The sequence below is a fragment of the Rufibacter glacialis genome, assembly GCF_008271745.1.
Lineage (GTDB): Bacteria > Bacteroidota > Bacteroidia > Cytophagales > Hymenobacteraceae > Nibribacter > Nibribacter glacialis.
Genome location: NZ_VKKZ01000026.1, coordinates 69,287 through 93,269, shown reverse-complemented (window position 1 = coordinate 93,269; position 23,983 = coordinate 69,287). Strand labels below are relative to the sequence as shown.

Genomic DNA, 23,983 nt, shown 5'->3' with positions numbered 1-23,983 from the left:
TTTATGCGCCACCTGCTCCTGCTGTCCGTTTTTTGCCTCTTGGTTTTAGTTTCCGGCTGCGGCGATGACTTCATGGACCACCCTGCCATGACCGCCAAGGTAAACGGCCGGGATTTTACCGCCTGCACCAACCTGGAAGGAAAGATCCCTACGCCTACCTTGCCCAAGAACAACCTGGAGGTCCTGTATGACGCAACCAGCGGCCAATTGGTGATCAAGGGCACCGACAGTTGCCAGGACTCTATCAAAACCATCCACCTGGACATCAGGGAGGTGTTCGCCCCGGGCAGCTACCCTATCCGGCACCAGTCAAAGCTGTATTACAACCTGGACAATACCCCGGGCAACGGGGCCGGAAGCAACGCGGCGCTCCAGTTCCTGGGCCGCCATCCGCAGAACTCCGCGGGTCTTTTCTCTACCCAGCCCAACACCCATACAGGTACTTTCACCTTGACGGCCTTTGACTTGGAGAAAAGGCGTTTCTCGGCTGACTTTGACCTACAGGTCTATGATGCCCGCGCCAACAAGGCCTATCATATCACCCAGGGCCGCTTGCGGGACGTGTCTTTCTGATCGCCTTTTCTGCTGCCCATAGAAACGCTGAGCCGTCTATCCTACCTGACTTTATGGGCCGGTCAACTACCTTTGGGAAAACGAACTCTTCTATTCCCGCTATAGTTTTAATACTTTAGCACCAGATCTTATCTTACAAACTTATGTCAAGACGCGGTAGACGCACGTTAGGCGTTCCTACTTTCCCTATGCCCCTTTCCGGCAGGTTCATGCCGGCTACGCTGCTGATCATTCTGGGCTTGGGCCTGATGATCTTTAAAAACTTCACCCAAGAAGTGAAGACCGCCCAAGACCTGGTGGTGAAAGAAGGAACCCTCATCAACTACTCTTTCAAGAAAACCCCTGAAGGCGAGAGAGACTACGGTATCTGGCTCAGGGAATTCGCGGAACGCTTTGAGCTGGAGGGACCAGAGGAAGCCTCTTTTGATACCACAGCCTTCAAAGCCGCCATCAAACCCGGCGACCGGCTGCGGGTAGAGTACAGTGACCGCCAGGACGTGCTGGAGAACGGTGGGGTACGCACCCTCTACGGGTTAACCGCCCCGGCCAAGAAGCTGTCGTTCTTTGAAGGGCAGGAAACGGTTCAGAAACAGAACAGCGGCCTGGTCACCTATGGGATCTATGGGTTCCTGGCCCTGGGTATTCTGCTGTACATCTGGCAGCTCATCCGGTTCCAGCGGGAGCAGAAAGCGTATGAAGAAACCCACGGGTAAGCACAGGCCTGTTTCCGGGCCCTTTTAGGGAAAACACCAGCCAAACAATAGCCTATGTTCGGCTGTAGGCCAGGTTCCTTCCTGGGCAGAGCAGCCAAACGGCCTGGCTCCCGTAGAACACAGAAGAGGCAATAAAGCAATTATGAGTAAATACCCAACAGATCCCCGGCAGGTCATCTACGCCTGCGGCAGTGGCAAATGCCAGAAGCGCGGCGGCAAGGAAATCCGCAAGTACATGCGAGACCAACTAAAGATGGCCGGGCTGAAAGACGAAGTAGAGATCATCAAAACCGACTGCACAGACCGCTGCAAGCACGGGCCCATTTTCAGCCTACAACCGCAGAACATCTGGTTGCATGACATGACCGAAGCCCAGATCATGCAGGTGTTCCGGGAGAAGGTGCTGGGGCAACAGTCTGTTTAGGCGACCTTTTTCAGAAAACGTCCGTAAAACATCACCAGATACCGGGCCACTAAAAAGCCCCTCCCGCACAAGGCAGGAGGGGCTTTTTAGTTTAATGCGTACTGGCCAGGTTATTCTCCGGCACCGTCATTGTCATAATGGATTTTGCGCACCTGCTTGTCGATTTCCCAACGGCCGGTGCCTTCTTCGCCAATCACGTCAAACAGTTCCAGGGCGCGACGGGCCACATATTCCTCTTCTACCTGCTCCTTCAGGAACCACTGCAGAAACTGGAACGTCATGAAGTCCTTTGACTTCATACACTGGTCAGCCAGGCGGTTGAACTGCTGGGTCACAAAGATCTCCTGCTGCAGGGCCTTCTCAAACACGTCTCTGAACGAGTCAAACTCCTGCGGGATGTTCACCACCTCCGGAGAAACGGCATGGCCACCTAAGTCGCTCACAAAGTTGAAAAGCTTGAGCATGTGCTCCCGCTCCTCATGTGACTGCTTCATGAAGTAATCTGCGCTGTAGTCGAAGCCCTGGCGGTTGCACCAGGAAGACATGGCCAAATATGTAGCCGATGAATGCGCTTCCACCTTTATCTGTTCGTTTAAGAGCGTCTCTATTTCTTCTGAAAGAGAGGTACGCAGTCTCAATAAATCTTTCATGGTATGGTTTCGGTAATACAAGGCGTGCTTTGGGTAAGCGCCTTGACTCAAATATACCGGTAAAAGCCTTTGTTGGTTCTTGGTATTAAAGCATTTGGCCTAATACAGATTCAGTCTAAATTCAGAGAACCTAAACAACATCCGCTCTTGGCAGGCAAAATGCTACCAGCCTTTTTCCGGCCTGTTTTAGCCAAAGGGATCAGAAAACGTCCCTTCCCAGGAAGAGAGATACAGGTGCGCCAACCCCTTTCCAACGGCGGGGCCGCTTGTTCTTAACCCCTGGCAGGGTCTGGAGGCTCGGTGAGCGCCTTTGCCTAAGTGAATAGAAGCCGCAGGTTGAGTTGTTGGGAAGTCCGGCACAGAGAACAGGAAAAGGGCGATCCTTGGTGGTTTCCCTTCGTGTTGGTGGCCTGCCCAATAGGCAGTCTATGCGGGGAAATAACGTACCAATGACGGAACTGCTGAGGCAAGCAATGCTTGGTCTCTACCGGCCACCCTGCTAAGTACGCTGGGTAAATCGCAGTGCCAAAAGAGAATTCGGCCCGGGCCGAGAAAAAGAAAGTGGAAGAAGGAGGAAAGGAAAGCAGGAAGCTAGGTACTACGCCACCTGGGCCTGCAGGCACTCGTGCAAGATGCTGTTCAGGGCCATCATGGCTTTGGCGCCTTGCAGCAACTCCTGGAAGTGGAGCACATCAGCCAGCGTCAACACAAAGCAGCGCTCTGACCGGTACGGCATGAGCACGTGTACATCTGAGGCGCGCGAAGGGTCTTCTACCATTCTGGCCACATCAATGGCTTCTACCTGCTGCTTGAGAACCAGGAAATCCTTTACCTTGAAGGGCGAGATACCGCCGGCAAACTCCACAAAATAGCAGTTATAGCGGTTGCACTGGTACACGGCGCCAAAAGCCGTCCGGAATAGTTCTTGCAGGTTGGGAGAGGTAGGCATAGGTTCTGCTGCTGGTCTGTTCAAAGGGAACACTGCAAAAATAGACCCTGTTTAGAATTAGTCCAAATAATTCAGCATGATATTTCTCATTTTCTGGGCCGGCACTTGGTATTTTTGGCCTAGTTTTGGAAAAAAGGCCCCAGAACAGCCTTAACGCTGCTTTCTCTACCCTTATTCCGGGGCGGTTCAGACGTGGGCGAGTTCAGTGGAAGTTTGGCTAAGCTATCTGCTTATTTCAGAGAAATCTTCGTTCTCATCAGCGGCACTGCTCCCGGCAACTAGCAGCTCCCCTGCTCGCTGTCTCCGAAACTTCTGCCCCCCTTTCTTGGTTATCTTTCTTTACCTGCTCACGTTCTTCTACCCTATATGAGAGTCTTCCTTTTTGCCTTTATATTCCTGCTGGGCTTTACCTCCTGCGCCCAAACCCGAAACGAGAAAAAAGCCCCCACGGCGAAAGCCGCCACCCCCGCCGCCCCGCGCCCGGACAGCCTGGCCGTGGCCACTTTTGCCGGAGGTTGTTTCTGGTGCACCGAGGAGGCCGCCGAGAAACTGAGAGGCGTCTACGACGTGATTTCGGGCTACACCGGCGGCACTACCAAGAATCCTACCTATGCCCAGATAAGCACCGGCCAAACCGGCCACGCCGAAGCCGTCCAGATTCACTATGACCCCAAGACCATCTCGTATGAGACCTTGCTGGAAGCCTTCTTCGCCGCCCATGACCCCACCACGCTTAACCGCCAGGGCCCCGATGAAGGAACCCAGTACCGCTCGGCCATTTTCTACCGCACCCCGGCAGAGAAAGCCCAGATAGAGGCTTACATCCAGAAACTGAATGCCGCCCGCGCCTTCCAGGCCCCCATTGTCACCGAAGTAGCCGCCCTCCAAGAGTTCTACCCCGCGGAGGCAGAGCACCAGGACTTCTACCGCCACAACCCCGACAACCCTTACATGCGCGCCGTCTCTACCCCCAAGGTGGAGAAGTTCAAGAAGAAGATGGCCGGCAAGCTGAAGGAGGAGGAGTAATTGGGAGATGTGAAGATTTGTAAATGTGCTAATTATTCAATGTGCTGATGTGCTATTTCCTTTTCAGTTTTCACGCTACGGCAAAGCCACTTTCTCTAAAAGGTACTTTCTGTTATAGGCCTGTTTCTTGTATAACAGGCCTATAACACCAGGGCGCAGTTCCTTCTCCCCCAGGGAGAAGGGTAGGATGAGGGGAAACATTTCAGGAATAGCGTTGCAGATCCGTAGGGACAGGTTGTGACCTGTTCCTACGAATTCCTTTCTTTTTCCGGGCACAAATAGCTTTCTCTTGCAGGTTTCGTGCGGCTGTAAATGCCCTCTACAAAGGGGGAATCGGTGTTGTGGACGCAGACGCTCGCAGGCCCCCTGAACGCTACAAGGTCTCCGGAGCACGTTTTTCACAAAACACCCCAAAACCATTCACCACCTCACTCCTTCGTCAAATTAAAGCAACTTACCCTTGCTGCCCCGCGTTTCCAGTAACCAACAAGAATGGCTAGCTTTGCTACTGTTCTTCCAGAAAAGATGTACCCTTGAAAGCAACTCAATTTTTGGAGCTGTACCGGCAGGACCCCGTGGTGCAAACCGTGGCCCAGCACCTGCAGACTCCTGAACCTCAACATATACAGTTAAAAGGATTGGTGGGCAGCTTAGACGCCGTGGTGGCCTCTGCCTTGCAGACCATGCACGCTAACACCCACCTCTTCATCTTGCATGACCGCGAGGAAGCCGCCTATTTCTACAGCGACCTCTCTAACCTGCTGGAAGAAGGCCAGGAAGTGCTCCTGTTCCCCAGTTCCTACAAGCGGGCCTACCAGTTTGACCACACAGAGAACGCCAACATCCTGCTGCGCGCCGAGGTGCTCAACCGCCTCAACGACCGTGCCGGCGCCGGAGCCCTCATTGTCACCTACCCCGAAGCCCTCACCGAGAAAGTCATCAACAAGAAGTCGTTGGTGGCCAATACGCTGGGTGCCAAGGTAGGGGAGAAACTGGACGTGAATTTCCTCACGGAGATGCTGGCCAGCTATGACTTTGAACGCACAGATTTCGTGTATGAGGCGGGTCAGTTCGCCGTTCGCGGGGGCATTGTAGACGTGTTCTCCTATGCCAATGAATTGCCGTTCCGGCTAGAGATGTTCGGTGATGAAATAGAGAGCATCAGAACCTTTGACCCCAACACGCAGCTGAGCGTGGAGCAGAAAAAGCAGATCTCCATCATCCCCAACGTGCAGACCAAACTGCTCCAGGAGACCCGCGAATCGTTCCTGGACTTTATCCCCGAGGACACCAAGATCTGGGTAAAGGATTACCGGCAGACCGTAGAGGTGGTCACAGAGTCTTTTGAGAAAGCGGAACAGGCGTTTCAGGAGATGCTGGAAGGCAGCGCCGGCGTGCAGATCGTCTCTAAGCCAGAGGCGCTGTTTGAGTCTGGCAAGGCCTTCAAGAAATCCTTGGAAGGTTTCACCCTGGTGGAGTTTGGCAAGCGCTTCAACTTCAAAAACGCCCAGGTGGTGCAGTTCCAGGCGCATCCGCAGCCCTCGTTCAACAAGGATTTCCAGCGGCTGGTGGCCAACCTGCACGAGAACCAGAGCAAAGACTACGTAAACGTCATCGCTGCGGAGTCGCCCCGCCAGGCCGACCGATTGACCACCATCTTTGACGAGTTAGACCATGACGTGCGGTTCCACCATTTGATGCTGGCCCTGCGCGAAGGGTTTGTGGATGATCTGGTGAAGCTGGTGTGCTACACCGACCACCAGCTGTTTGAGCGTTTCTACAAGCATAAGACCCGCGAAGGCTATTCCAAGTCCAAGGCGCTCACCCTCAAAGAGCTGCGCACCCTCAAACCCGGCGACTATGTCACGCACATGGACTACGGCATTGGGCGGTTTGCGGGGCTGGAGAAAGTAGAGGTAGGTGGTCGCCTGCAGGAAGCCATCCGGCTTATTTACCGCGATGATGATTTGCTCTACGTGAGCATCCACTCGTTGCACAAGATCAGCAAATACACGGGCAAAGAAGGCACCCCGCCCACCATGAGCAAGCTGGGCTCGCCGGAGTGGGAGAACAAGAAGAAGAAAGTCAAGAGCAAAGTCAAAGACATTGCCGCCGAGCTGATCTCTCTGTATGCCAAACGCAAGAAAGCCCCCGGCTACGCCTACTCCCGAGATGGCTTTTTACAAGCCGAACTGGAGTCTTCGTTCATCTATGAAGACACCCCAGACCAGGGCAAGGCCACCGAGGACGTGAAAAACGACATGGAGCTGCCCCACCCCATGGACCGGCTGGTTTGCGGCGACGTGGGCTTCGGGAAAACCGAGGTGGCCATACGGGCAGCCTTTAAAGCCGCCTGTGACGGCAAGCAGGTGGCCGTGCTGGTGCCCACCACCATCCTGGCCATGCAGCACTACAAAACCTTCAGAGACCGGCTAGAGGCTTTCCCGGTGCAGGTAGAATACATCAACCGGTTCAAGACCACCAAACAGATCAAAGAGACTCTGGGCCGCGTGGCCGAAGGCAAGACCGATATCCTGATCGGGACGCACCGGCTGGCCAGCAAAGACGTCAAGTTCAAGAACCTGGGTTTGCTGGTGATTGACGAGGAACAGAAATTCGGGGTGAAAACGAAAGACCGGCTTAAGGAAATAAAGGTAAACGTAGACACGCTCACCTTGACAGCCACCCCTATTCCGCGCACGCTGCATTTCTCCTTGATGGGGGCCCGTGATCTTTCAGTGATTGCCACGCCGCCGCCTAACCGCCAGCCGGTACAAACCGAGCTGCACGTATTTGAAGATACGCTCATCAGAGACGCGGTGGCGTATGAACTCAAACGCAAAGGCCAGGTCTTCTTCGTGCACAACCGCATCGCTGATATTGAAGAGATGGCCAACCTGATCCTCAAACTGGTGCCCGATGCCAAAGTCACCTACGCCCACGGCCAGATGGACCCCGAGGAGCTGGAGAAACGCATGATGCGCTTTGTGGAGGGCGAGTATGACGTGCTGGTTTCCACCAACATTATTGAAAGCGGGCTGGATATCCCCAATGCCAACACCATCCTCATCAACCGGGCGCACATGTTCGGGTTGAGTGATCTGCACCAGATGCGCGGGCGCGTGGGCCGGTCCAACAAGAAAGCCTATTGCTATCTGTTAACCCCGCCTGTATCCGGACTGCCGTCTGATGCCCGCAAGCGCCTGAGTACCCTGGAAGAGTTCTCTGACCTGGGCGAGGGCTTCAAGATCGCCATGCGCGACCTGGACATCCGCGGGGCGGGCAACATGCTGGGCGGCGAGCAGAGCGGCTTCATCAATGACCTGGGCTTTGAGGCCTACCACCAGATCCTGGACGAGGCCGTGCAGGAACTGAAGGAGACCGAGTTCCGGGACCTGTTCTTCAAAGAACTGGAGACCGACAAACTGCTGGACCCCATCAGGGAGTGTTCTGTGGAAACAGACCTGGAGATTCTTATCCCGGACTCCTACATCAGCAACATTACAGAGCGTTTACAGATGTACAGCAAGCTGGACCGCGTGAAAGACCTGGAGACCCTGCAGAAGCTGGTAGAGGGCATGGTAGACCGGTTTGGGCCACTGCCCCCTGAGGTAGAGCAACTGGTAAACATTGTGAAGATGCGCTGGGAAGCCTGCCATTTGGGCTTTGAGAAACTCACGTTGAAGAAAGACACGCTCAAGGGCTACATTCCCAGCCAGAACAATGACGCTTTCTTCCAGTCAGACACTTTCAGCCGCATCTTGCAGTACGTGCAGCAACATTCTCGCCGGTCAAGGCTCAAAGAGGCCAAAGACAAGCTGATTGTGACAGTAGAAGATGTTTCCACGTTAGAGGAAGCCAAAGCCATCTTCAAAGAACTGCAGGCATAACCGCCGGCGGGGCCTTTTCCTGAAAAGCCCCCGCCAGCGGTTAAACCCGCGTTCCGGTGATACCTATGCTACCGGGAAATCCCCAGGGCATCTTTTCCAGAATTCAATGCTTTAATGCACATGATGTCTTCTCCCACGTCTGCCCCTCCCCTTGACTTGGCGCTCATTGTCCAGGCTTTGCCCGGGCTTTACCTGGTCCTGTCGCCTGACCTCACCATTCTGGAAGCCACTGATGCTTACCTGGCCGCCACGTTCAAAGACCGGTCTATCCTGGGCAGGTACCTTTTTGAGGTCTTCCCAGCTAATCCCCAGCTGGAAAAACCAGAAGGCGTGCTCAACCTCAAGCAGTCATTGGAGTTTGCCAGAGACCACAAGGTGCCGCATAAGATGGCGCTTCAACGCTATGACGTTCCCCGTCCGCAGAGCGATGGCTTTGAGGAAAAATACTGGCACCCCTACAACAAGCCCGTTCTCAATGCCCAGGGCGAGGTGCTCTACCTTCTCCACCACGTGGTAGATGTAACAGAGCTACACAGACAGCGGGAGGAGCAAGAGATCACCCAGGGCAGTCTGCGGGCGTTTGTAGAGGCGTCTGGCGGCGCTTCCTGGGACTATGACGTGAAAAGTGGCAAATTCTATTGGGGAGATAATTTCACGCAGCTTTTTGGGTACCCCGTCTCGGCCCAGGGCGAAAGCCCAGACCAGTGGGATGCCCGTGTGCACCCCGCAGAGTATGAGCAGTTGCGCGACAGCCTTAACCTGGTGGTCAGGAAGAAAGAAAAATCTTGGACTGGCAAATACCGTTTCCTGAAAGCCGATGGCACCTACACCCATGTCATGGACCACGGCTATATCCTGTATGATGCGGAAGGAAACCCCTACCGCATGCTGGGCACCATCATTGACATTGCGCCCCAGCAGGAAAACGAACGGCTGGCGAAGGAGAACATGAAGCGGTTTGAGCTGCTGGCCACCGCCACCAATGACGTGATCTGGGACTGGAACCTGAAAGATGACTCCATCTGGTGGAACAACGGGTTTAAGACCAGTTTTGGCTATAAGGAAGAAGAAATAGAGCACGACATCAACTCCTGGTACGGCCGCCTGCACCCCCAAGATGCGGAACGGGTAGTGGAAGGCATTCACCAGGTGATTGACAACGGCGGCACCAACTGGCAAGACGAATACCGTTTCCGGAAAGCAGACGGCACCTACGCAGACATCTTTGACCGGGGCGTGGTGTCGCGTGACGAGGCCGGCACGCCCCGGCGCATGATTGGGGCCATGCTGGACCTCACCGAGAAAAACCAGTATGCCGCGGACCTGAAAGCCAGCGAGCAGCACGTGCGCGCCCTGCTGGAAGGCATTCCTGAGATTGCCTGGGTAGCCCACGCAGACGGTACCATCTACTACTTCAACAAAGCCTGGTACGCCTACACCGGCAACACCGGGCCAGATGAGGGCTGGGACAAGGTGGTGCACCCAGATGACCTGGCATCCACCATTCACAACTGGACTACCGCCCTGCGCACCGGCCAGGAATACCTGAACGAAGCCCGCCTGAAACGGGCCTCTGACGGCGAGTACCACTGGTTTACCATGCGGGCCACCCCTTTGAAGAATGAAGAAGGCACTATCAAAGCATGGATAGGGGTAGACACTGATATCCAGGAGCAAAAAGACATCCAGCAGAAATTGCAGGAGCGCGATGAGTACGTCAAGCGCATGCTATCGCAGGCGCCGGTGCAGTTTGCCGTGCTCAAAGGCAGCAACTGGACCGTTGACTTTGCCACCCCCCAGTTCAAACAACTGGTGGGCAACCGAGACACCATTGGGAAGCCTTTTAGGGAAGCGCTCCCAGAATTGGAGGAGCAGGGTTTCTTTGAGATCATCCAGGAGGTTTTCACCACCGGCGAATTGCATCTAGGGTCAGAGACCCCAGCGTACCTGGACCGCCACGGCACGGGGGAACTGGAACTGGGATACTTCAATTTCATGTACCAACCCCTCTTCAATGAGCACCACGCCGTGGAAGGCATCATGATCCTGATTGTAGAGGTAACCGAGCAGGTGCGGGTGCAGAACGAGGCCGCCCAACTGGCGCAGGAACTGCAGGTCTCGCATGAACGCACCCTCAGGATTCTGGATGCCCTGCCCCACATGACCTTTACGGCCAAGCCAGACGGCTACGTGGAGTACTATAGCCGCCAATGGTATGACTATCTGGGCACCACGCAGGCAGAACTGACTGGCTGGGGCTGGGAGCATTTCATCCACCCAGATGACCTGGGCATCACCCATACCCACTGGGCCCATTCCCTGGCCACCGGGGAGCCCTACATGGTAGAGAACCGCTGGCGCACCAAAAACAGTGCAGAGTACCGTTGGTTTCTGGTACGGGCGGTGCCCATGCGCGATGAAGCCGGCAGCATAACCTTATGGGTAGGTTCCCACACTGATATCCAGGACCAGAAAAAGATGCTCCTGGAACTGCAGGAAAGCATCCAGAATTTCCAGTTCCTGGCAGACAGCATGCCCCAGTTGGTCTGGACCACCACCCCAGACGGCTACCACAACTACTTCAACAAGCAATGGGTGGAGTACACCGGCTATGACGTGGAAGCCAGCAAGGGCACCCGCATGTGGAACAACCTCCTGCACCCAGACGACCAGGAAAGGGCATTTGCCCGTTGGAACCACTCCCTGCGCACCGGTGAGCCCTATGAAGTGGAGTACCGCTTCAAACGGGCTTCAGACGGCGAGTGGCGGTGGTTTCTGGCGCGCGCCCTTCCGCAGCAGGACCAGGAAGGCAACATCACCATGTGGTTTGGCACCTGTACGGAGATAGAAGACCAGAAACGCAATGAAGCGCTCATGGAGCAGACCAACCGCGAGCTCCGCAGCATCAACGAAGACCTGGACAGCTTTGTCTATACCGCCTCGCATGACCTTAAGCTGCCCATCATCAACATGGCCAGCATCTTTCAGGAGCTCACCAAAGGAGCCACGTTCCATGACCCAGACGCGCCGCTCCTGATCAACATGTTCAACAAATCGCTCAAGCAGATCAACGCCACCATCTCAGACCTGGCAGAGATCGTGAAAGTGCAGAAGGAAATAGACGCGCACCAGGAAGAAATAGACCTCCTGGAGTTGGTGGACGAAGTACGCCTCAGTATCCAGGACCTGATCCAGAATTCAGGGGCGCAGGTTACCCATGATTTCAGCCAGGTGCCGCAGCTTTTCTTTTCCCGCGTGAACCTGAAGAGCATTTTCTACAACCTGATCAGCAACGCCGTGAAATACCGGTCCCCGGAGCGCCCGCCCAGCGTGCATCTGCACACCTGCCGCCAGCAGGACTACACGGTGCTCACGGTACAGGACAACGGCATGGGCATGGACCTGGAGAAACACGGTGCCAAGATGTTCCAGATGTTCAAACGCTTCCACAACCACGTAGAAGGATCTGGCCTGGGCCTGTACATCCTAAACCGCATTGTGCAGAAGAACGGGGGCCGCATTCAGGTGGAAAGCCAGGTGAACCAGGGCACCACCTTCACCATTTATTTGAAAAACAGCATCCATTAGCGTACGCGCTTTCTATATTTGTCCTATGAAAAGGTTAAACCTGATTTTATTGGTTGACGACGACGAAACCACCAATTTCCTGAACAAGCGCCTGCTCACCCGTATGGAGATTGCGGAGCGCATTGAGGTGGTCAACAACGGCGAAGAAGCGCTTACGTTCCTGAACAATGCCGTTGCCCAGGGAGCCTCGCTGCCAGACCTCATGTTCCTGGACATCAAAATGCCCGTGATGGATGGCTTTGAGTTCCTGGACAAATACCACCAATTGCCGGAAACCACCCAGAACTGCATTGTGGTCATGATGCTGACTTCCTCGGCCAGCTTCTATGACCTGGAGAAGCTCAAGAAGTACAATGCCGTGGAGCAGCACATCTCCAAACCCCTGGAAGAAGCCCACGTGCGCGAGATCTTGGCGGCGCACTTTGCCTGAGGTTAGAATAAAACAGACCTGAAACGGCGGCCTTGTCTAAGACAAGGCCGCCGTTTCTTCTGTAGGGCACAAGAGAGCCAACACCGCTGCCGGCAGAAAGTTTTCTACGGGTAGTTTAGGGGCCGTTTTAAGGAAAAGGAAGAGAAAAGGGAATCAGGGTACCAGGACCGCAGCCGGCGCAGGAAGGCAACCCGCTTGGGCTGCCGGTACTTTTTGAATGCTTTTGGCCTGCCCATGCGCAAACCCAGAGATCACCAGAAAAAACAAGAAAAAAACGCCCAGCAGGGGTAAATACCGTTTCATAAAAAGTACGCTAAAAGTCTTACTTCCCCTCCATACTGCATTCGGCGGTAAAGGTTCTGCCCGGGCCAGGGGGGCTTTCGGTTCACCCTCACGCTGAGGCAGAAAGAATCAGCAGCTTAACTCTCTGGCCAAGGTATCGTACATAGGTCTGTGTTCCTCTCTAACCAGAGGCATTGTTTTTTCTACTTAAATGATACAATCATGGAGGAAAATAAAAGAAACCAGTACATCAGACCTGGCCAGGGCGGTGACGCCGAGAACCACCAACGGGGCCGGGAATTATACCAACGCGACCAGCAGAGGCACCAGCAGAACCCGCAGCAGCAGCACCGTCCGGAAGACCGCCACTGGGACGCCGGCAACCATTTCCATACCGGGTACAGCAACCAGACCCACAGCCACTTCCCAGAAGACACGCATGAGCGTACGTCTAACGCAGACCGGGGTGCCAGCCTGAGCAAACACTACGGCCAACAGGAATACAGCGCGTACCGCAACCCTGACAGCCTGAACTACGGGGACGGCCGCGGGAACAGCACCTACTCCGGGCCGCAGCAAGGCCGGGGCTTTGCCGGTAGCCAGAACAGCGGCACCTATTCCTCGCACGGAGACGGCCGCGGCAACTATTCGGCCCGCCAGGATTCGTATGGCCAGGGGCATGAGAATGTGCACCCAGACAACCGGATCTCTGAGCAACGCCGCAGAGATGACACCAATGAGAACTACTACCGCGGCGGGTACATGGAATCACGGGGCGTGCGCACCGAGCTTCCCCGCCCAGATGACAACCCCTACAATGACTGGCCGGGCGGCCGCAGCCGGTACAAAGATGATGACTACCGCTACGGCAGCGGCAACCACACCTGGTACGACGAGCACCGCTACACGGACAACAACGGCCGCCGCGCAGACCGTGACAAAGGCGATGTATTAGGCGACATGGGCGAAGGCGTACGCGAAGCCTGGCAAGACATGAAGCACGGCGTGCGGAACCTGTTCAACCGCAACTCAGACCAAAGCCAACCAGACCACGACAGCCGCCGCCATGACCACGAATACCGTTCCCCCCAGGACAGAGGCACGGAAAGAGGTCCCCGGTGGTCAGATGAGACGGATTCAGGTGATGATGATTCACGGCACTACAACCGCGACCACAACCCGCGGCGCTACTAACCACTGGACGTCAGCAAGCCTATGAAAGCCTTGATGATCGCTATTGCCGTCACCAGCGTGGCCGCCTCTTACCTGCTTCTGAGGGCATTCCCTGAAGACGAGGTTACCACAGAGGGGCTACTGGACACGTAAAAACCACCTTCACAGAATAATTGAAGCCGGTGCCCAGCGCATCGGCTTCTTTTTTGCTACCCGTTTTTGCCCGCTTTTCCTGAAATTAGCCCTAAGAGCATGCTTAAATTTGTCTTTTGCGCTGCAAAATTCCATAGCAAGAACCTGCGTTTGCTTTTTTCTCGCCCCATAGCGCTGCTACGCGGCTCAAAAAACGCTTCCGCAGAACCTCCCTCTGGCCTTTTTCGCCTACAAAATCAAAATGTAAGCAAGCCCTAAAACCACGTCCCATGCTAGAAGAACTGCTTCCCCAGATCAGAGCCTGCCAGTTGTGCGCCGCGCACTTGCCGCACGGCCCCCGCCCGGTGCTGCGGGCCTCTGCTACGGCGCAGTTGCTCATTGTGGGGCAGGCGCCCGGCACCAAGGTCCACGCCAGCGGTATTCCGTGGGATGACCAGAGCGGCAAACGCCTGCGCTCCTGGCTCGGGCTCACGCCCGATGCATTCTACAATGAGGCGCACGTGGCCATTGTGCCCACCGCCTTCTGCTACCCGGGCACCGGCAAGTCAGGCGATCTTCCGCCCCGGCCGGAGTGTTTCCGGCATTGGCACCCGCAGTTGCTGCCGCTGCTGCCCAACATCAAGCTCACCCTGCTCATTGGCACGTACGCCCAACGGGCTTTCCTGGGTTCGGCCGCCAAGGCCACCCTTACCCAGACCGTGGAAGCCTGGCAAGAGTACCTGCCCCGTTACCTGCCGCTGCCCCACCCCTCGCCCCGCAACATTGCCTGGTTTAAGCGGCACCCGTGGTTTGAGCGCGAGGTGGTGCCCACCCTGCAGGAAATTGTGCAAAGCACGGTTCCCACCTAACCAGACGGAACCGTTTTTTCTTTATTTTCACCAAAACAGGCTAAAAACCGCACCATGGGCATTTCTCTGCAAAGCAAACTACCTACCGTAGGCACCACCATCTTCTCTACCATGAGCCAGCTGGCGCAGCAGCACGGGGCCATCAACCTGTCGCAGGGGTTCCCGGATTTTGACTGCCCGCCGGAGTTGGTGGAGTTGGTGGCAGAGGCCATGCGGGCCGGGCACAACCAATACGCTCCTAGCCCCGGTCTTTTGCTGCTACGGCAGAAAATCAGCCAGAAAACGCAGCAGCTCTACGGCCATGCCTGCGACCCAGACTTGGAGGTCACGGTCACGTCTGGCGCTACCGAGGCCTTGTTTGCCGCCATTGCCGCCGTGGTGCAACCCGGCGATGAGGTGCTGGTGCTGGAACCCTGCTATGATTCGTATGTGCCCGCCATTGAGCTGAGCGGCGGCGTGCCGGTGTTCGTGCCTCTGCGGTTTCCTGATTTCAGCGTGGATTGGGAAAAAGTGGCCGAAAGCCTGACCCCTAAGACACGGCTGCTCATCATCAATTCCCCGCATAACCCCAGCGGCGCGGTGTGGAAGGCAGCCGACCTGGAGGCCCTCACGCGCCTCTCTGAACAGCACCCGTTCCTGATCCTCAGCGACGAAGTGTATGAGCACATGGTCTTTGACGGGCAGCCGCACGCGAGTGTGCTTACGGTACCGGCGCTGGCCCAGCGGGCGTTCGTGGTTTCCTCCTTCGGGAAGACGTACCATACCACCGGCTGGAAAGTGGGGTATTGCATCGCGCCTGCGGCCTTAACGGTTGAATTCCGGAAGGTACACCAGTACCTCACCTTCAGTACCGCCACGCCCCTGCAGCACGCCCTGGCCCATTACCTGGACCACCCCGAGCACTACCTTTCCCTGCCGCAGTTTTACCAGCAGAAGCGGGATTTATTCGCCTCCCTGTTGCAGCCCTCCAAATTTGAGTTGCTGCCCTGCGCCGGCACCTACTTCCAGCTGGCGCGCTACCGCCAGATCTCCAAAGCACCAGATGTGGAATTCGCCCAGTGGCTCACCAAAGAAGCGGGCGTGGCAGTGATCCCGGTCTCGGTTTTTTACCACAATGCCGTAGACAATGGCGTGATCCGGTTCTGCTTCGCTAAGATGGAAGAAACGCTACGGGCCGCTGCCAACCGGCTAAGCCGGTTGTAAGCTCGAGTTCTGAGTTCTGAGTCTTGAGTCCTGAGTTGTAGGGGCAATCCCTTATGGTTGCCCTTTCCAATGCAGTTGTCCTTTTGGGAGCAGGTGTCTTTCTGGTTGTTGGTGAAAACACCAACAACGGCTAGCAACCAAGAACAACTTCGCTTGCTCAAAAGACCTCGCAGCGTCTTTCAGACCTGCGAGTGTCTGTGCCCACAGCTTTTCCGTTTCACCACTACGGCAATGGCTGTTAGACTCCTGCTTTTCTAGTCCGCTCACAAGATCCTTTCAGGATGACAAAATAGGAGGAATTGCTTCAATTACGTTTCAAACCCTTTTCGCGGTATGAACCTGTTTAGTACAGAACAAAAATAAACAGCCCAGCCGCCATTGTTGGTGTTCCCAGAGGCCAACGATCCAGACGCAGGAGCCTTTTCGCTTGCTGGTGAAAACACGCAGCAAGGGCAAGAGTTAGTGGCGGTTCCTTTACTAAACAGGTTCAAAACAGCTCTAAAACAACCTTACCATTACAGCAGTTTCTCGGCTACTTCTTGCCAGGTGCTCACGCGCTCAAATTCCAGGATGTTCACGTTGTGCGGCGAGGTAAAGAGGAGCTTGCGCTCGCCGGAGAAGGTGATCAGGTTCTTGGGGCGGTCATCAATCATGATGTCGGCCCCAATGATGCTTTTGTCGCCGCAAAGCACGTAGTTGCGCCAACTGATGAACGGGAAATGGTCCTGTAGCCAGTCGAACTTGTCGATCAGCGAATTCCGGAACTCCATGCCGGCGCTCACAATGAATACCTCGTATTTCTCGGTAAGGGCTTTGATCACTTCCTGGCTGTCTGGGATGACGGTAAGGTCTCGGAAGAACCCCTCGGCGTTGATGTATTCCCAGACCTTGTCGGAGTGTTCAGGCGGCACGGCCTCATAGATTTCCTTTCCGTGCAGCGCCTCCAGCTTCAGGTCCAGGGCGAAATCCTGGTTATATAGGTTGATGAATTTCTCAATGGGGTCAGCCATGACCTCGTCCATGTCAATGGCAATCTTTTTCTTTTGAATCTCCATGGGGGATTGTTTGATGTAACCGTAAGTACCTACCTTTATCGTAGGTGGTAAGGAATAGGTTAGCCTGTTCCCAGAAAACCGCAATTAATTCCTGATTCTTAATTCCAGATTAACAATGACGGACCTCCGCGTTTCCCTTCTCCAGCTAGACCTTGCCTGGCATGATGCCGCCGCCAACCGCGCTAACTTCCAAGCCAAGATAGAACAGTTGCCCCAAACGGACCTGATCATTCTGCCCGAGATGTTCACCACCGGTTTCAGCATGGATGCCCCGGCCCTGGCCGAGGAAATGGACGGACCTTCTGTGGCCTGGATGCGGCAGATGGCGCAACAGCGCGATGCGGTGGTCATGGGCAGCCTCATCATCCAAGAGAACGGCCAGTACTACAACCGCCTGGTCTGGATGCGCCTTGACGGCACCTACGCCCACTATGACAAGCGTCACCTCTTTAGAATGGCCGGGGAGTGCGAAGCCTATTCGCCCGGCACCCAGAAACTGATCGTGGAGGTGAAAGGCTGGAATATCTGCCCGTTGGTGTGCTATGACCTTCGGTTCCCGGTCTGGTCCAGAAACACGCCCATCTCGTATGACGTGCTCATCTACATTGCCAGTTGGCCCGACCGCCGCCGCCTGGCCTGGCAAACGCTCCTGAAGGCCCGCGCCATTGAGAACCTGGCCTATTGCATAGGCGTGAACCGCGTTGGCATTGATGCCAAAGGCCACGCCTACGCCGGCGACTCCGCCGCCTACAACCTCCTGGGCGAGGAACTGGCCCACCATGAACACGAGGAAGCCGTCACCACCATCACCCTATCCCGCCAGCACCTGGAAGAAACCCGCCAGAAACTCCCCTGGCACCTGGACGCCGACGCGTTCACGCTGGGGGTTGATTGAATTATTGAATGATTGAGTGATGGAGAGATTGAATGAATGAATGAATGAATGAATGAATGAATGAATGAATGAATGAATGAATGAATGAATGATTGAGAGAAGGATGGAGGATGAAGGAAGGCGGTAAGGATAGTCCTCCCTAGTAATCTCCTCAGAAATCCTGCTCCTCTCCTTTTGTCATCCTGGAAGGATCTTGTGGGCGAACTAGACAACCGTCAACTAAACGCCATTCTTTCCTGAGGCTGTCGCCTCACTGAAGTTGCCAAAGCCTGTTTCAGGGCTGTTTTGCAAGAAACAGTCCTGAAACAGGCTTTGGTTTTTAATGCCGCACCACCAGTTTATGCGTCACGATACGTTCGTCGGCGGTTTGCACCCGCACCACGTAAAGTCCGGCGGCCAAGGCTTTGGTAGAGATGGTGTGGGGTTGCCCTGCCTCTGTTTTCCCCCGCCCTATCAATTTCCCGGCTGCGTTGTGCAACTGGTAGGTGGCGTTCTTTTGGGTGAGTAGCTGCACCACCTGGTCAGCCGGGTTGGGGAACAGTTGCACGGCCAGGGCATCCTCTGTGGGGTTGGGCACGCTGAGGGGTTCTGAGATGGCTTTCAGGAACCGAAGCCCCCCGGCGTGGGTGCCTACCAGAATCTCCGGCAGTTGGTTCGTGCCCTGGTCCAGGTTGGCCGCGGCCAGGATCATGCCGGCCCCGAAATTGGCAATCCCGTACTGCTGCGCCAGGGGTTGCCAGAAAATGTCCTGTTCCTGCGGAAACGTGCCGGAAACATGGGCCTGAAAACCGGGGTACGCCCGCAGCTGACCGCTGTCATCAGTAGTAAGCAAATCTGGTTGCCCGTCTTGGTTCAGGTCGGCTACGGTGACCTGCAGGCGCCGCCGCTCTCCGTTGGCCCCAATGCCGCCCAGCGCATCGGTCACCAGCGACCAAGTAGGTGCCGTGGAAGTACCGGTGTTCCGGAAATAGGTAAGGCCCCCGGAAGACCGGCCGATGAGCACATCCACCTTGCCGTCTTTGTCTACATCATACAGGTACGGCGTGTCTCCCCTGAAAAGCAGGAGACCGGGCACGGTGACGGCATTAGCCAGGGAAAACTGCGCGGATTGCCCAGATGCGGCCTGGTTCAGCACATATTTGAATTCCATGGAATTGGTAGCGGGCCGATAGGCGCTCCAGGCAAGATCAACTTTCCCGTCGGCGTTCAGGTCCAGAAACTGGGGCTTGAGGGAAAGCAGGTTCTGGGCCGAGAACCCCAGGTAGTCGGGGTCTGTCGCCTCAAAAACAGCCTGGCTGTTTGTGCCCTTGTTTTGGTAAAACGCAATAGAAGCGGAATAGCGGCCATTCTCCAACACCGCGGTATTCCCCACCACCAGATCCAACACCTCAGTACCGCTAATTTTGGCCAGGGCGGGAGCGGCGCCCTCTCCTACATCTATCATCTGATCTTGCAGGAATGGCTGGCGCGGGCTCTCGAACCTGGGGTTCTGGGCGGTTCCGGTATTGGGGTACACCCACACCGAATTCTTCAGGTCCACGTTCTGGTGCGAGTTGGAGGTCATGTTAGGTGCTACCACCAGATCTGGGATTTTGTCAAAGGTGACATCCAGGTAATAGGCGGCCGGGAAGACACTTAGTTGCGGCCCCGTGATGAACGGCGGCAGGTTGTACTCGGCACTGGTGATCTTGGGTTGCAGGGTGGTGCCGGTATTGAACAGGCTGACCAGATCGGGGCAATCGTCATGGCCTGCCAGCAGATCCAGCACCCCATCGGCGTTCAGGTCTAAGGGCAGCACGCTGGAGCCGCCAATATGGTGGGTAGAAGGGCAGGTCTCGTTGTTGAAGCGGTAGTTGTTGCAGGTCCCCACGCAGCGGGTCACCTGTCCCCACTTAGACGAGGCCCGGGTGAATTTGAGGGTTCCGCAGGGAAGGCCCTGCTCTACCTGCTCATTCCGGAAATACTCCAGCACGGTGCCCTGTGACCACTCCCAGGAAAGGATATCCAGGTCACCGTCACCGTCCATGTCCACAATAGCCGGCATATCTTCAGCCCCCACCAGCAGGTTGGCGTCGGTGTTGAAGTTCAGGACGGGGTGCGTGAGGTTGAAACGGGGGCCTGAACTGGCCGAGGAAATATTGGTGTATACCGCGACGCCCAGGTTGGTGGCGGTGAAAAGATCAGGCAGGCCGTCACAGGTGAAATCGCGGAGCAGCGCAAAGAACCGCAGCCCTTTGGGGAAGGCGCTGGCATACTGCGGCGCGTGCCGATACGTCCAGGTGCCGTTTGTTTGCACGGCCAGATAGGTGGTCACCTGCTGTGAGCTGCGGTCAAAGACGAACAGATCCTGCTGCCCGTCTTGGTTCAGGTCAATGGCCGAGAACTGCGGGCTGTTGAACCCTCCGGCCCACGGCAGACGCATTTGCTGCCCCCCCTGAGATTGGACCGTAGGCCCCGCGGCTTCCTGCAGCCGGATAGGTGCCTGCGCCCACAGCGATTGCCCGGGCCAGGCTATCCAAGTTAAAAAAAAGGCTAGTACCTTTAATGCTCGATTCATTTATTCGTATCCTAGACGTAAAAGCAATACTACCTAAACTATGGCGGAGCTAGTGGAGCACCTGTATCAAAAATACCTGGAGTGCCGGAAAGTAAGCACAGATTCCCGGGCCGAACAAGAGAACACGCTTTTTTTCGCGTTAGACGGCCCCAATTTCAAAGGCAGCCAGTTTGCGCAAATGGCCCTGGAAAAAGGCGCCCGGTACGCGGTGGTGCAGGACCCGGCCATCACCGGTCCCCACATCATTCAGGTGGAAGATACGCTGAAGGCCTTGCAGGCGCTGGCGCTGCACCACCGGCTCCAGTTGGACATCCCCATCATTGGCATCACGGGCAGCAACGGCAAAACCACCACCAAAGAACTCATCAACGCGGTCCTGAGCCAGAAATTCAACGTGCTCTGCACCAAAGGCAACCTGAATAACCACATCGGGGTGCCACTCACCCTGCTCAGCATCCAGCCCGAGCATGAACTAGCCATCATTGAGATGGGCGCCAACCACCCTGGCGACATCGCAGAGCTCTGCTCGTACGCGCTGCCTACCCACGGCCTCATCACCAACATTGGCAAGGCGCATTTAGAGGGCTTCGGGAGTCTGGAGGGCGTGGCCCGCACCAAGAGTGAGCTTTACCTGCACCTGGACAAAGCCAACGGCACCGTGTTCGTGAATACTTCTAACGAACACCTCATGCGCATGGTACGCAGAATCCCCACCAAAGTAACTTATTATCAGCCCGAAGACGATTATTCTGCTGAGCTGTTACAGGCCGCCCCGCAGGTGGTGTACCGCGCCGCCAACGGCCAGGAAGTACACACGCACCTGATGGGTTCCTACAACTTTGAGAACATGATGGCGGCGGCCTGCATCGGTCAGTATTTTGGGGTGCCGCATGAGCAGATCAATGCGGCCATTGCCGGCTATATGCCCACCAACAACCGTTCGCAGATTGTGCAGAAAGACACCAACACCATTCTGCTGGATGCCTACAACGCCAACCCCAGTTCCATGGCCTTGTCTGTCTCTAACTTCGGGCAGATGGCCGGCGAACCCAAGGTAGTGATCTTAGGCGATATGCTGGAACTGGGCCAGGAAAGCGAGCCCGAGCACCGCGCCCTGGGCGAACAGTTAAACCAGCAGAACTTCACGCAGGTGTTTCTCTGCGGCAAGGAAATGCGTTACGCCGCCGAGGTCAACCCTGATTTCCGGTACTTCGCTGAGAAAAGCGCGCTGGTGCAATGGCTCACAGACCACCCCATCAGAAACAGCCACGTCCTGATCAAAGGCTCCCGCGGCATTGGCTTAGAGACACTGGTGGATTTGTTGTAAGGCCTTTGTTTTAGGGGAGATTTGGGCAAAACAAGGCTGAAACGCAAATGGCGGAGACACTCGTAGGAGCTGCGCACACTACGAGGTCTTTGGAGCTGTCTTAAACCTCACAGGTTTTGAAAACCTGTGAGGTTTTTTCTTTTTCTCAAGGCCGTAGAATTTATTTCAGATGACGGTTAATGCTACCCATTGCCCCAACCAAAGACCTCGTAGTGTGCGCAGCTCCTACGAGTGTCTTCCGCTAACTACATTTCACCCCTGTTTTCTCAAAAACAGACCAGAATAAAGAATAAAAAAAACCTCACAGGTCTTGAAGACCTGTGAGGTTTGAATCTTAAAGTATCAACCGCTTAGAAAGGAGATTCAAAACCTTCCAGAACCGGCAGGATTTCGTCTTTCTCTGAAACCAGCGGCGTCTCAATTCCCCAGTTGATGTTCAGGGCCGGGTCATTCCACAGCAAGCCTCCTTCTGAGGCTTTGTCATAGTAATTGCTGCATTTGTACTGGAAAACCGTGCCTTCCTCCAAAGCCACAAAACCGTGGGCGAACCCTACCGGAATAAAGAACAGGTTCCGCTTCTCCGCGTCCAGCAGGCAGGTAACGTGTTGCCCATAGGTGGGAGATCCTTTGCGGAGATCCACCGCCACATCCAAGGCTTTGCCGGCGGTCACGCTCACCAGTTTCGCCTGCGCGAAGGGTGGCTTCTGAAAATGCAGGCCGCGCAGGACCCCTTTTTTGGAAACGGATAGGTTGTCCTGTACAAAGGTCTCGGTGATCCCGGCCTCGGCAAAAACTTTGGCGCTGAACGTTTCCAGGAATGCTCCCCGTTCATCGGCAAAAATCCTGGGCGTGATCTCCACTATTCCTTCTATGGGGTATTTGGTTACCTGCATGTGTCTTGTCTATCTGAATGTCTTTTTGAATGATTGAGAGAGTGAATGAATAAGAGAATGATGGGGCTACGCAAGAAAGAGAATTGCTTCTGAATCTTCAAATCTCCTCATCTTCAAATTTCCTAATCTCCTTTACCTTTGGTGGCACTTTCTATGGCTCTAAAATAGCGTTCTATCACGAACTTCTCGTCAAATTTTTCCTCGGCTAAGCGGCGGCTGTTCTGGCCCATGGCCTGGAGCTCCGGCTCTGCGAGTAAATACACCTGCTCCATCTTGGCGGCCAGGTCAACGGCGTTCCGCACTTGGCAGAGGTAACCGTTGTAGCCGTCTATCACCGTTTCTTTGCAACCGGGCACGTTGGTGGTCACAATAGGCTTGGCCATGGCGGCGGCTTCCAATAAAGTACGGGGCGTGCCTTCGCGGTAAGACGGGAGCACCACGCAGTCGGCGCCGTGCACTACGCCGGCCACATCATCTGAAGTACCCAGGAATTCCAGCCAGCCTTCTTTGGCCCACTGCTCTACCAGGGTTCGCTTGATGCCAATGTTGCCTTCTTCGTCAATGGCGCCCAGCAACTGAACCCGGATCTGCGGGTATTTCGCTTTCAGGATCTTGCTGGCTTCTACGTATTCTACCAGGCCTTTCTCATACAGGGCGCGGGAAACCATCAGGAAAACGAAGGGCTCCTGGCGTTTAAACTGTGGGGCCGGCAGGTAGCGTTTGGTGTCAATGCCAGACCCGGGAATCACCTCGGTAATAGACTCCCGCACCAGCTTCCGCTCCAGGAAAAGTTCTTTGTCATCTGTGTTCTGGAAAAAGACCTTGGCCGGGAACTGGAAGGAAAAGCGGTACAGCGCCATGGCGATCTTAGACACCAGGTTCTCCACAATGAACACGGTACCCAAGCCGGAAACGTTGTTGATGGTAGGAATACCAGCCAGCCGCGCCGCTACAGACCCGTAGATGTTGGGTTTGATGGTGTATTGCAGAATCACGTCGGGCTGTACGCTCTTGTAGGCTTTCAGGAACTTGCCTACCAACAGCATGTCTTTGAGCGGATTGGTGCCTTTGCTTTCCATGGGCAGCGGCACAAACCGGCACCCTTCGGCCACCAGTCTGGCAGAATACGCGTCCTTGGGGGCAATGGCCACCACTTCATGGCCGGCGGCCAAGAGGGCTTTGACTAAGCTTAAACGGAAATTGAAGATATTCCAGGACTTGTTGATAACAATCGCGATGCGCATGGGGTAGGGTCAGGCAAAAGGCAAAGATAACAGCAGATTTGGCAGCACTCTGCTCCTACGCACAGAATCTGCGCCGGTTTATCGGTTTTCCAGCCCATTGTACTTACTTT

At 55.4% G+C, this 23,983-nt stretch carries 18 protein-coding genes; 12 read left to right on the top strand and 6 right to left on the bottom strand.

Features of this window, described 5'->3' with window-relative positions; translation table 11 throughout:
• The first annotated feature begins 3 nt into the window (after positions 1-3).
• From FOE74_RS20695 to FOE74_RS20685, 3 genes are all read left to right on the top strand, one after another.
• Entirely contained in the window at positions 4-573 is a 570-nt protein-coding gene (locus FOE74_RS20695; RefSeq protein ID WP_149100554.1) for a hypothetical protein, read from the top strand.
• A gap of 143 nt (positions 574-716) precedes the next feature.
• Positions 717-1,286 (top strand): hypothetical protein, encoded by a 570-nt coding sequence (locus FOE74_RS20690; RefSeq protein ID WP_149100553.1) that lies wholly within the window; start codon positions 717-719, stop codon positions 1,284-1,286.
• Positions 1,287-1,428: 142 nt separating this feature from the next.
• Positions 1,429-1,710, top strand: coding sequence for a (2Fe-2S) ferredoxin domain-containing protein (locus FOE74_RS20685; protein ID WP_149100552.1), 282 nt, complete (start codon positions 1,429-1,431; stop codon positions 1,708-1,710).
• 110 nt (positions 1,711-1,820) lie between these two features.
• On the opposite strand, the gene FOE74_RS20680 is transcribed toward FOE74_RS20685, so the two are convergent.
• Positions 1,821-2,360 (bottom strand): ferritin, encoded by a 540-nt coding sequence (locus FOE74_RS20680; RefSeq protein ID WP_149100551.1) that lies wholly within the window; start codon positions 2,358-2,360, stop codon positions 1,821-1,823.
• A gap of 598 nt (positions 2,361-2,958) precedes the next feature.
• Positions 2,959-3,309 carry a hypothetical protein gene (locus tag FOE74_RS20675; RefSeq protein ID WP_149100550.1) on the bottom strand — a complete coding sequence of 117 codons (351 nt, stop codon included), beginning with the start codon at positions 3,307-3,309 and terminating at the stop codon, positions 2,959-2,961.
• Positions 3,310-3,675: 366 nt separating this feature from the next.
• Here FOE74_RS20675 and msrA point away from each other — a divergent pair, with 366 nt between their 5' ends.
• From msrA to FOE74_RS20640, 7 genes are all read left to right on the top strand, one after another.
• On the top strand, positions 3,676-4,335 hold the full coding sequence (gene msrA / locus FOE74_RS20670; RefSeq protein WP_149100549.1) for a peptide-methionine (S)-S-oxide reductase MsrA: 660 nt from the start codon (positions 3,676-3,678) through the stop codon (positions 4,333-4,335).
• A gap of 533 nt (positions 4,336-4,868) precedes the next feature.
• The gene (gene mfd, locus FOE74_RS20665) at positions 4,869-8,225 is read left to right on the top strand and encodes a transcription-repair coupling factor (protein WP_149100548.1); all 3,357 of its coding nucleotides are present in this window, start codon (positions 4,869-4,871) and stop codon (positions 8,223-8,225) included.
• A gap of 120 nt (positions 8,226-8,345) precedes the next feature.
• Positions 8,346-11,813 carry a PAS domain-containing protein gene (locus tag FOE74_RS20660; RefSeq protein WP_188687095.1) on the top strand — a complete coding sequence of 1,156 codons (3,468 nt, stop codon included), beginning with the start codon at positions 8,346-8,348 and terminating at the stop codon, positions 11,811-11,813.
• Between the two features lie 25 nt (positions 11,814-11,838).
• Positions 11,839-12,243, top strand: coding sequence for a response regulator (locus FOE74_RS20655; RefSeq protein ID WP_149100546.1), 405 nt, complete (start codon positions 11,839-11,841; stop codon positions 12,241-12,243).
• A gap of 504 nt (positions 12,244-12,747) precedes the next feature.
• A complete protein-coding gene (locus tag FOE74_RS20650; RefSeq protein WP_149100545.1) occupies positions 12,748-13,719 on the top strand; it encodes a hypothetical protein in 972 nt (323 codons plus the stop codon).
• Between the two features lie 401 nt (positions 13,720-14,120).
• A complete protein-coding gene (locus FOE74_RS20645) occupies positions 14,121-14,699 on the top strand; it encodes a uracil-DNA glycosylase family protein (RefSeq protein WP_149100544.1) in 579 nt (192 codons plus the stop codon).
• Between the two features lie 54 nt (positions 14,700-14,753).
• Positions 14,754-15,902, top strand: a complete 1,149-nt coding sequence (locus FOE74_RS20640) for a pyridoxal phosphate-dependent aminotransferase (RefSeq protein WP_149100543.1) — start codon at positions 14,754-14,756, stop codon at positions 15,900-15,902.
• 515 nt (positions 15,903-16,417) lie between these two features.
• Here the strand turns inward: FOE74_RS20640 and FOE74_RS20635 are convergent.
• On the bottom strand, positions 16,418-16,957 hold the full coding sequence (locus FOE74_RS20635; RefSeq protein ID WP_225840916.1) for a 5' nucleotidase, NT5C type: 540 nt from the start codon (positions 16,955-16,957) through the stop codon (positions 16,418-16,420).
• Positions 16,958-17,072: 115 nt separating this feature from the next.
• On the opposite strand from FOE74_RS20635, the gene FOE74_RS20630 reads away from it, so the two are divergent.
• Positions 17,073-17,852, top strand: coding sequence for an amidohydrolase (locus FOE74_RS20630; protein WP_149100542.1), 780 nt, complete (start codon positions 17,073-17,075; stop codon positions 17,850-17,852).
• Positions 17,853-18,171: 319 nt separating this feature from the next.
• On the opposite strand, the gene FOE74_RS20625 is transcribed toward FOE74_RS20630, so the two are convergent.
• Complete coding sequence (locus FOE74_RS20625) at positions 18,172-20,409, bottom strand: T9SS type A sorting domain-containing protein (protein WP_149100541.1); 2,238 nt, start codon at positions 20,407-20,409, stop codon at positions 18,172-18,174.
• A 40-nt stretch (positions 20,410-20,449) separates the two neighbouring features.
• Between FOE74_RS20625 and FOE74_RS20620 the strand changes: the two genes are divergently transcribed.
• The gene (locus FOE74_RS20620; RefSeq protein WP_149100540.1) at positions 20,450-21,736 is read left to right on the top strand and encodes a UDP-N-acetylmuramoyl-tripeptide--D-alanyl-D-alanine ligase; all 1,287 of its coding nucleotides are present in this window, start codon (positions 20,450-20,452) and stop codon (positions 21,734-21,736) included.
• A gap of 350 nt (positions 21,737-22,086) precedes the next feature.
• Here the strand turns inward: FOE74_RS20620 and rfbC are convergent, their stop codons facing one another.
• Positions 22,087-22,629, bottom strand: a complete 543-nt coding sequence (gene rfbC / locus FOE74_RS20615; RefSeq protein WP_149100539.1) for a dTDP-4-dehydrorhamnose 3,5-epimerase — start codon at positions 22,627-22,629, stop codon at positions 22,087-22,089.
• Positions 22,630-22,751: 122 nt separating this feature from the next.
• Positions 22,752-23,873, bottom strand: a complete 1,122-nt coding sequence (locus FOE74_RS20610) for a glycosyltransferase family 4 protein (protein WP_149100538.1) — start codon at positions 23,871-23,873, stop codon at positions 22,752-22,754.
• Positions 23,874-23,983: the final 110 nt, after the last annotated feature.

Bases quoted from the DNA above. Each gene is read 5' to 3' on its own strand.
- FOE74_RS20695 (WP_149100554.1), top strand. From the start codon at position 4: ATGCGCCACCTGCTCCTGCTGTCCGTTTTTTGCCTCTTGGTTTTAGTT.
- FOE74_RS20690 (WP_149100553.1), top strand. From the start codon at position 717: ATGTCAAGACGCGGTAGACGCACGTTAGGCGTTCCTACTTTCCCTATG.
- FOE74_RS20685 (WP_149100552.1), top strand. From the start codon at position 1,429: ATGAGTAAATACCCAACAGATCCCCGGCAGGTCATCTACGCCTGCGGC.
- FOE74_RS20680 (WP_149100551.1), bottom strand. From the start codon at position 2,360: ATGAAAGATTTATTGAGACTGCGTACCTCTCTTTCAGAAGAAATAGAG.
- FOE74_RS20675 (WP_149100550.1), bottom strand. From the start codon at position 3,309: ATGCCTACCTCTCCCAACCTGCAAGAACTATTCCGGACGGCTTTTGGC.
- msrA (WP_149100549.1), top strand. From the start codon at position 3,676: ATGAGAGTCTTCCTTTTTGCCTTTATATTCCTGCTGGGCTTTACCTCC.
- FOE74_RS20660 (WP_188687095.1), top strand. From the start codon at position 8,346: ATGATGTCTTCTCCCACGTCTGCCCCTCCCCTTGACTTGGCGCTCATT.
- FOE74_RS20655 (WP_149100546.1), top strand. From the start codon at position 11,839: ATGAAAAGGTTAAACCTGATTTTATTGGTTGACGACGACGAAACCACC.
- FOE74_RS20650 (WP_149100545.1), top strand. From the start codon at position 12,748: ATGGAGGAAAATAAAAGAAACCAGTACATCAGACCTGGCCAGGGCGGT.
- FOE74_RS20645 (WP_149100544.1), top strand. From the start codon at position 14,121: ATGCTAGAAGAACTGCTTCCCCAGATCAGAGCCTGCCAGTTGTGCGCC.
- FOE74_RS20640 (WP_149100543.1), top strand. From the start codon at position 14,754: ATGGGCATTTCTCTGCAAAGCAAACTACCTACCGTAGGCACCACCATC.
- FOE74_RS20635 (WP_225840916.1), bottom strand. From the start codon at position 16,957: ATGGAGATTCAAAAGAAAAAGATTGCCATTGACATGGACGAGGTCATG.
- FOE74_RS20630 (WP_149100542.1), top strand. From the start codon at position 17,073: ATGACGGACCTCCGCGTTTCCCTTCTCCAGCTAGACCTTGCCTGGCAT.
- FOE74_RS20625 (WP_149100541.1), bottom strand. From the start codon at position 20,409: ATGAATCGAGCATTAAAGGTACTAGCCTTTTTTTTAACTTGGATAGCC.
- FOE74_RS20620 (WP_149100540.1), top strand. From the start codon at position 20,450: ATGGCGGAGCTAGTGGAGCACCTGTATCAAAAATACCTGGAGTGCCGG.
- rfbC (WP_149100539.1), bottom strand. From the start codon at position 22,629: ATGCAGGTAACCAAATACCCCATAGAAGGAATAGTGGAGATCACGCCC.
- FOE74_RS20610 (WP_149100538.1), bottom strand. From the start codon at position 23,873: ATGCGCATCGCGATTGTTATCAACAAGTCCTGGAATATCTTCAATTTC.